This window comes from Dactylosporangium sucinum, assembly GCF_014647515.1.
GTDB lineage: Bacteria > Actinomycetota > Actinomycetes > Mycobacteriales > Micromonosporaceae > Dactylosporangium > Dactylosporangium sucinum.
The window spans coordinates 24,159-32,908 of the sequence record NZ_BMPI01000103.1 but is presented as its reverse complement, the minus strand read 5'-3'; the positions used below and the strand labels follow the sequence as shown (position 1 = coordinate 32,908).

The following is an 8,750-nucleotide window of genomic DNA, read 5'->3' as shown; positions in this document are numbered from 1 at the left end:
CTCTCCCGCGCCGCCCTGCTCGACATCTTCCTGATGTTCTGGATCGTCGTCGCCTTCTACTTCCTCGTCCTCGACCGGGAGCAGCGCCGGGCCCGCTGGCTCGCCGTCCTGGAGGCGGGCCGGGACCCGAACCGCCGGCCCAAGCTCGGCTTCCCGTGGTACCGCATCGCCTGCGCCATCGCCCTCGGCCTCGCTTGCGGCGTCAAGTGGAGCGGCCTGTGGTACCTCATCCTCTTCGCGATCGCCGTGGCCGTCTTCGACATGAGCGCGCGGCGCAGCGCCGGGGTGCGCCGCTGGATCACCGACAGCATCCCCGAGGGCATCGGCTGGGCCTTCGCGATCGTCGGCCTCGCGGTGCTGGCCTACCTGGGCACCTGGTGGGGCTGGTTCGCCTCCGACGACGGTTACTTCCGGCACTGGTATGCACAGTCGAACGGCCTGTCCGGCGACCGGTTCATCGACCCGCTGGTCAACCTGTGGCACTACCACGTCGAGGCGTACACGTTCCACACCGGCCTGAGCAGCAAGCACCAGTACCAGTCGTGGCCGTGGCAGTGGCTGCTGCTCGGCCGGCCGGTCGCCTTCTACTGGAACACTGACGGCCCCTGCGGCGCCGCCAGCTGCGCCTCCGAGATCCTGCTGCTCGGCACCCCGCTGCTGTGGTGGTCGTTCCTGCCGGCCCTGGTCGCCCTGGTCTGGCTCGCCGTCGCCCGCCGCGACAGCCGCGCCTGGCTGATCCTGGTCTGCGCCCTGGCCGGCATCGTGCCGTGGTTCCGGGACATGCCCGAGCACCGCACGATGTTCTACTTCTACGCGCTGCCGGCCGAGCCGTTCCTGGTGCTCGCCGTGGTCTACGTGCTGGGCGCGATCATCGGCCCGGCCCGCCACCTGCGGCCCAACAGCGACCAGCGGCTGATCGGCGCCATCATCGCCGGCACCTACGTCCTCCTGGTGGCGGCCTGCTTTGCGTACTTTTACCCGATCTATAGCGGAATGGACATTACGTACACCGAGTGGTTCAGCCGGATGTGGCTTGGATCTCGCTGGGTGTAGCAAGCACGACCCAACTGGGTACCAAGAGAGTTGAGACGACTGCCTTATATTATTTGCCGCACGGCAAGCAAAGGCTGGCGGAAAGGCTCGCATGTCCCCCGTTGGTATCGACAAGGCGCTCCGCACGGCTCCACCGGATCGGCTGGTGGAGACGCTCGATGCGTACCTCAGTGCTACCCACGGCGCGAAGAGCAGCACCGTGTGGCTGGCCGACTACCGCACCACGACGCTCGCACCCACCGGCATCGAGCTGCTCGGCACGGTCGACGAGCAGCTGGCGTCGGCCACCCGGGCGTTCGCGAGCCAGACCTCGGTGCTGGAGGGCGGTGACGGCCAGGGCATGGTCCGGCTGCACCTCCCGCTCAGCGCGTGGGGTGAGCGGGTCGGCGTGCTCAGCGTCGGGCTCGACCCCGACCGGGTCCCGACCGAGCGCCCGCGCCTGCAGGACCTGGCCGAGTCGTTCGCGGTCGCCCTGCAGGCCGCGTACAAGCGCACCGACCGCTACCACATGGCCCGGCGCCGCAAGGGCCGGCTCACGATGGCCGCCGAGATGCAGTGGGACCTGCTACCCGCCCGCGGCTACGAACAGCCGGGCGTGAAGCTGGCCGGGCAGCTGGAGCCGGCGTACGCGGTCGGCGGCGACCACTTCGACTGGTCCGTCAACGGCGACTGGCTGACCGTGACGGCACTCAACGGCATGGGCACCGGGCTGGACGCGGCCCTGCTGACGACGCTGGCCGTCAACGCGATGCGCAACGCGCGCCGCTCGATCCCGGCCGGCCAGAGCAGCCCGGGCAACCTCGCCGACCAGGCGGTGCTCGCGGCCGATGCGATCTTCTCGCAGTACGGCGGAGCCCGGCACCTGGCGACGCTGCTGCTCTCGCTGAACATGGTCACCGGCGAGCTGCGCCTGGTCGACGCCGGCTCGCCGCGGATGATCCTGGTGCGAAACGGACAGGTCCAGGACATGGCGCCCGATCCGCAACTTCCGCTGGGCATGTTCGGCGACACGCGGTACGTCGAGGAATCCGTACAGCTGCAATCCGGCGATCGGCTCTTCATCGTCAGCGACGGGGTGCACACCGCCGCACGGCCGAACGAGGCGACGTACGGTGAGCGGGAGTTGAGTCGTGCCATACGATCGACCCGGCTGCAACCACCGGCCGAGGCGATCAGCAGCGTCATGCGGAGCCTGCGAGACTTTCACGCAGGTGCCGAGCTCGTCGACGACGCGCTGATCATCTGTCTCGACTGGGCACCCCGAGCCGATCCGTGACTCCCGCTGCACCCGGAGGACATCGTGCGGAGCAGACCTTCACCGCATCCGTCTGGAAGTGACGACGGGGCGGTTGCCGCCGCGATGCTGGTCGATGCCGCGGGTCAGGCGCTGGTCGTCGCGACAAGCGCGGCGAACGACAACTCCGGCGTGTCCGCGGCGCAGCTGCGCGTCCTTGGCGTGGTCGCCCAGGCCGGCTCGATCAACCTGACCCAGCTCGCGATCGCGCTGCACACGGCGCCGTCCTCGGCGAGCCGCCTCTGTGACCGGCTGGAGGCGGCCGACCTGCTGCGCCGCACGGCCGACGACCGCGACCGCCGCGAGGTCTGGCTGGTGCTCACCCCGACCGCCCGCAAGCTGCTCGACAACCTGGGCCGGCAGCGGCAGGAGACGATCGCGGCGGTGCTGCGCCGGATGTCGCCGGACGACCGGGCCGCACTCATGCAGGGGCTGTCGGCATTCGCCCGCGCTTCCGGCCTTCCGGTGGCCGAGGACATCGCGGCGTCTTCCGCGCAGGCGCAGGCGAGCTGAAGCAGGGCCGGAGCAGCTGTCACCCGCGCAGGCGCAGGCGAGCTGAGACAGGGCCGGAGCAGCTGTCACCCGCGCAGGCGCAGGCGAGCTGAGACAGGGCCGGAGCAGCTGTCACCCGCGCAGGCGCAGGCGAGCTGAAGCAGGGCCGAGGCGAGCACAAGCGGGCTCAAGCCGAGTCGCATCGGGGCCGGCGGCGCAAGCCGGGTGAAGGCGGGCATCCGGGCCGAACGCCGGATTCCAGGTTCTACAAGGCCGTAGACGATCGGCTGTCACTCGATCGGGGCTCAGATGGCGCAATCGGGGCCGACCCGGTGCCGGAACATGTCGGAAATATCGCCCATCTCGCCCTGCAACTTGCAGATTGGCACATGATTGAGTACTCGACGTGCCATCTAGGAGGAGTGTCCTTGATGACACGGCTGTAATTCAGAGCGATGATCCGAACTTCCGGCTCGATCATTAAGTAGTTGGCAACGTGAATTTAAGTAGATCGAACCGCGACACGCCGCGCCCATAGGTAGATTGCGATCTTTTGTTCGAACGATCATGCCATCTCACCTGCGAGGCCACCCCTGACGCCACACCCGGCGGGGACTCCGCCCCGTCCCTACCCCGTGGGGGTTCACGGTCCGTAGCCGAGGGCCGGTCGGCCACAACTCACGCCGACAGCAAAACCGGACAAATTCTACCGTTTGCCAGGGCGCATGTGCACACGGAGTTCACTGCAACTCAGCAGCACATCGTCAGCCGTCTATTTACTGGCCGCCGAATCCCCGGAAGTGGGGTCGCCTCCACGGCTGTTTCAATCGATGTTTTTAAATGTAGGACTCCCCACGGAGCACCCTGAGATCTAAGGTGGTCCGCGTCGGTAGTCGGCCATTCACACCCCCGGAAAGGTTCGATCCGCACGTCGTATACCCCGCGGCTTCGGGAGTGACGGTGCACACGAGTCAGCACACCGGTCCACGCGAGAGCACCCTCGACAGATTGGCGCACAACGACGCCGCCGAACGGTTTCTCGGCGCGTCGGGATGGACCCCGTCGGCGGTCCGTCCCATGGAGATCCGCTCGCACCAGCTCGACCCGCGACCGGATGATGACGGAGTTCCCGAGCTGCCCGGCACCCACCTCGCCCGGGCCCGGCTCCTCGACCAGCTCGACGCGGCCGTCGCGCACCCGGTGACGCTGCTGTGCGCCCCCACGGGCTGGGGCAAGACCGTGCTCGCCACCTCCTGGATCCGCTCGGGCAGGGCGCCGGGCCGCACCGCGTACGTGCGGTTCGAGGCCAACTGCGGCGCGGCCGCCTGGCGCCAGATGACGACCGCCCTCACCGCGGCCGGCATCGCCGTCGACCCGGCAACCTACGCATGGAGCAACGCGCAGCGTCACGAGCGCGCCGTTGTGGTCCTCGACGACCTGCACAACGTCACCAACCTGGTGGTCCTGCGGCGCCTGGAGCGGCTCATCGCGCGGCTCGGCGAGCGCATCAGCTTCTTCATCCTGGCCCGCAGCGAGCCGCCCCTGTCGCTGTACCGCTGGCGGGTCCGCGGCCAGCTCATCGAGCTGCGCACCGATCACCTCTCGTTCACCCACGATGAGGTGGCGGGCCTCGCCGCCGGGTACGACGTGCGCCTCGCGCAGCACTTCCGGTACTCGCTCTGGCACGTGACCGAGGGCTGGCCGGCCGCGGTCGCGGTGATCCTGGCCGCCATGGTCGGCCGGCACGAGCCCGAGCGGATCATCACCGATCTGCTCGTCGGCGACTCCGGGCTGAACGAGGGCGTGGGGCTGGGCGAGTACGTCCGGCGCGAGATCCTCCAGCACCTGGACCCCGACCTGCGCGAGGTCATGCTGCGCACGTCGATCCTGGAGACGGTGTGCCCCGGGCTGGTCGAGGCGCTGACCGGCAGCCGCGGCGGCGCCCGCCTGCTGGCCCAGATGAGCCGGGCCAACGCGCTCGCCACCTTCTACGGCGGCTCCCACTCCTGGTACCGGTACCGCCGCCTCCTGCGCGCCGTCCTGCGCGCCGAGGTACGGACCACGCTGCCGGCCGAGGAGCGCAACCTGCACCGCGCGGCCGCCGGCTGGTACGCGGCGAACGGGCTGCCGAGCGACGCGCTCGCCCACGCGGCGGCCGGCGGGGACTGGATCACCGCCGAGCGCATCTTCTTCCAGTACTGGCCGGAGCTCATCGGCTCGGGCCCACGCGTACTGTCCCCGCGCGCCGGACCACGCCCGCCGCAGGACATCGCCGAGCGCCCGCTGCTCGCCTTCGCGCTCGCCGTCTGCTGCCGGGACACCGGCGACCACAACGGCATGTCGGCCTTCATCCGGCTGGGCGAGCGCGCGCTCGGCGAGTCACCCGGTGCGACCCAGGCGGAGATCCTGGCCGCGCTGCGGGTCGCCGAGGGCACCGCGTTGGAGGACCCGCAGCGCAGCGGTACCGCGGCCGTGCGCCTGCTGGCCCGGACCGAGGAGGCGACCGGCGAGCACCTGTACGCGGACTCGACGGACGCCGCCCGGGCGGTGGCCTACCTGGCGCTGTCCGGGGCCGAGCTGGCCGGCGGGTCGGTCGACGAGGCCGAGGCGGCCCTGGAGCGCGGCGCCGAGCTGGCCCGCACCTCCGGCTTCAACCTGCTGGTCGCGCAGGCGAACCGCCAGCAGGCGATCGCCCACCTCATGCGGGGCCGGCTGTCCGCGGCGGCGGCCTGCGCGCGGCGGGTCATCGACGGCTGCCGGGACGCGGGCATCGCCGAGGCGCGCAGCATCAGTTACGCCCGGCTGGTCCTCGCCGCCGTGTGCCGCGAGCGCGGGCAGCTGGACGAGGCCCGGTTCCACCTGGAGGAGAGCATCAGCGCGCACACGTCGGCGGACCCCGGCCAGTGGGTGGCCGGCGCGCTCGCCTTCGCCCAGCTGCTGCACGCCCAGGACGACCACGCCGGCGCCGCCGAGGCGCTCGAGCCGCTGCTCGGCTGGCGCAGCTCCGCGCTCACCCCTACGGCGGGGGTCGCCGTAGGGGTGCTGCACGCGGACCTGTGCCTGCTCGACGGCTACCTGGACAAGGCGCGCGACATCCTGGACGACACGGAGCACCTCCGGCCGGGCGACCCGGAGGTGGCCCTGGCCTCGGCCCGGGTGAGCCTCGCCGAGGGCAACCCGGCGGCCGCGGCGCGCACCGTGGAGCGCGTGCTGGCCGTCGAGCCCGTGTCCCTGGTGACGACGGTGGCGGCGATGGTACTGCTGGCACAGGCGTTGCGGCAGCTCGGCGACCTGCCGGGAGCCACCGAGCGGATCGAACGGGCGCTGCGGCTGGCCGGGCCTGAGAACATCCGGCTGCCGTTCATCGGGCACGGCTCGTGGATCTCGGAGCTGCTCGACCCGCCCGACGACCGCTCACTGCCGCCCGCACCGGTGCCGGTGCCCGTACCCTTGCCGGGGTCGGCCCCGGCGGCCGCGACGGCTCCGACGGCCGCGATGCCGGAGCCGGAGGGCGTCGCCGAACCGGTCTCCGCGCCGCCCGTGATCGACGAGCGGCTCACCGAGCAGCTCACCGAGCGGGAGACACTGGTCCTGCAGTACCTGCGCAGCATGCTCTCGATCGCCGAGATCGCGACCGTGCTCAGCGTCTCGGCCAACACGGTGAAGACGCACGTCCGGCACGTCTACCGCAAGCTGGGGGTGAGCCGGCGCCGCGACGCGGTACGCCGGGGAAGGGAGCTGAGCCTCATCTGAGCCCCGTCTGACCCACCCGGGTGGCTGCGATCACGCGGCGAACCACCCGGTCCGGGCGAGCCGCCCACCCGCCGCCGGAGGCCACGATATTGCGGTCACCGGTGCTCCGACCGGCGGCGACCCCGGGCCGAGGATGTGGTGCGTGATGGCTCTCGCGGTGCACGATCTCGCGTTGCAAGACGATGTCAACGGCGTCCGTGTCGCGGTTCGGTGCGAGGTCGCCGACCGCATCGCGAACGTCGGCGGCGACTGGTACCTCAGCATCGCCCTCCCCGGCGGCGACGTCATGCTGGCCGTCGGCGACGTCATGGGCCACGGCCCGACCGCGGCCGCCACGATGGTCCAACTGCGGGCCGCGATGACCCGCCTGGCGCTCGCCGGCGACGAACCCGGCGCCGTGCTGTCGGCGCTCAACCGCATGCTGTGCCGCCGGAACCCGACGATGATCGCGACCGCCGTGTGCGGCCGGTTCCGCCCGGCCGACCGCACGCTCACCTGGGCCCGCGCCGGCCACCTGCCGATCCTGCGCGCGACGGCCGATGGCGTCTCGCCGCTCTTCCAGCCACCCGGCATGGCGCTCGGCGTCGACCCGGCGGCGCGGTACTGCCAGGCCGTCGTCGAGCTGCGCGCCGGGGAGCTGCTGTTCATGTACACCGACGGCGTCGTCGAGCAGCGCGACCAGGCCATCGACCAGGGCGTGCAGGACCTTGCCGAGGACGTCCGCCTCGCCATGCGCACCTCGGCCCCCGGCGAACGCCTGCGCAACGCCATCGACCACGCCCGGCGCGGCAACCCCGACGACGACGCCTGTCTCCTGGCTGCCGAGCCGGTGTAACGCAAGCCGGTCGCCGGGCGGCCACCCGCCTGGTCACCCATCGAGGGTGATCCCTGCTCACCCCGATCGCTCGAATCATGTCTCCAGGCACGACACGTTGCCGATTTCGGCTGGCGCCGATGTCCGGGAACCGGGACGGCCGGGGGATCCGCCCTCGTCCGCGGGAGGGATCAACCGCCTCTCGGTCACCGGCACGGAGGGGTCGACGCCGGTGGATCGGTCGCGCGGGCGGCGTGATCGGGACACCACTTGTCGCGCCTGTTCCGGGGGGAACAAGTAACGGGGGAAATAGGCCGTGCCGGTCTCGGTTCCGACCGGGGCCGGCACGGCCTCAACGTTTTTCCCGCTCATCCCTCCTTCTTCTTCGACACACAGGCATCGACTCAGGCAAGGGAGACGACCGCGGATGCGCAACGGCGGCGGTGCGGTGAGGGAATGGACGGCGTTCGGCACGACGATGCTCACGCTCGTGGGCACGCTGAACGTCTCGCAAGGGCTGCTGGTGGGGTTCGCCAGCGGTGGAGTGGGCTTCGACCGGAATGCCGTGGCGTTCACCAGCGCCGGCACCTGGGCCGCCGCCACGGTGACGCTCGGCGTGCTGCTCGGCGTCACCGGTCTCGCGCTGCGCCGGCGCAAGGGCGCGGTCAAGTTCGCCGCGGCGGGCATCGTCGCGCTGCACGCGATCTCGCAGCTGGCCATGCTTCGGGCGTACCCGGCCTGGTCACTGCTGATGGTCTCGCTCGACGTGATCATCCTCTTCGTCCTGACCGTGCCCCGCGGCCGCGCCGAGGACGACGAGGACGACGAGGACCTGCCGGCGCAGGCGCCGGCCGCCAAGCTGGCGCTGCGGCGCAATGACCGCTCCGACGCGTACCGCGGCCGGCACAAGGCGGGCCGCCCGATCGTCCGGCACAGCGCGGCGAACAGCGACATCATCCTGGTGGACCTGATGGTCGACCCGGGGGCGGTCCCGTCGGAGACCATCGAGGCCGAGCTCGTCGAGGCCGACGAGCCGGCGACGTGGACCAAGGCGATCGGCCACGCCACGGTGCCGGTGCAGCTCGGCGAGCCCGTGGAGGACTCCGTGGTGCCCGTCCAGCGCGCCACCCTCGACCCGCTGGTCGACCCGTTGCCGGTCGTCATCGCGGCCGCCGACGACGAGGACGGCGGGCCGCAGCAGCTGGCCGCCATCGGCGCCCGGCCGTACGTGGAGCACTGAACGCGCCTTTCCCGCATCGCACAACCCCAGCGGCGGCGTCCATCGTGGACGCCGCCGCTGCTGTCTGCGTATATGTGTATCGACGTCGGCCCGGTTGCCGAGTG

6 protein-coding genes are annotated in these 8,750 nt (G+C 71.3%); all 6 read left to right on the top strand.

Features of this window, described 5'->3' with window-relative positions; translation table 11 throughout:
- Positions 1-1,053 (top strand): dolichyl-phosphate-mannose--protein mannosyltransferase (locus IEZ31_RS52040; RefSeq protein ID WP_190257605.1); only part of this gene is annotated, 1,053 nt, incomplete at its 5' end.
- Positions 1,054-1,144: 91 nt separating this feature from the next.
- Entirely contained in the window at positions 1,145-2,329 is a 1,185-nt protein-coding gene (locus tag IEZ31_RS52035) for a PP2C family protein-serine/threonine phosphatase (RefSeq protein ID WP_190257604.1), read from the top strand.
- Positions 2,330-2,413: 84 nt separating this feature from the next.
- Positions 2,414-2,860, top strand: a complete 447-nt coding sequence (locus tag IEZ31_RS52030) for a MarR family winged helix-turn-helix transcriptional regulator (RefSeq protein WP_190257603.1) — start codon at positions 2,414-2,416, stop codon at positions 2,858-2,860.
- Between the two features lie 987 nt (positions 2,861-3,847).
- Positions 3,848-6,592, top strand: coding sequence for a winged helix-turn-helix domain-containing protein (locus tag IEZ31_RS52025; protein ID WP_190257602.1), 2,745 nt, complete (start codon positions 3,848-3,850; stop codon positions 6,590-6,592).
- A gap of 172 nt (positions 6,593-6,764) precedes the next feature.
- The gene (locus IEZ31_RS52020) at positions 6,765-7,427 is read left to right on the top strand and encodes a PP2C family protein-serine/threonine phosphatase (RefSeq protein WP_190257601.1); all 663 of its coding nucleotides are present in this window, start codon (positions 6,765-6,767) and stop codon (positions 7,425-7,427) included.
- Between the two features lie 427 nt (positions 7,428-7,854).
- A complete protein-coding gene (locus IEZ31_RS52015; RefSeq protein ID WP_190257600.1) occupies positions 7,855-8,646 on the top strand; it encodes a DUF7144 family membrane protein in 792 nt (263 codons plus the stop codon).
- Positions 8,647-8,750 lie beyond the last annotated feature (104 nt).

Excerpts from the sequence above, each read along its gene's own strand:
- IEZ31_RS52035 (WP_190257604.1), top strand. The coding sequence starts at position 1,145 with ATGTCCCCCGTTGGTATCGACAAGGCGCTCCGCACGGCTCCACCGGAT.
- IEZ31_RS52030 (WP_190257603.1), top strand. The coding sequence starts at position 2,414 with ATGCTGGTCGATGCCGCGGGTCAGGCGCTGGTCGTCGCGACAAGCGCG.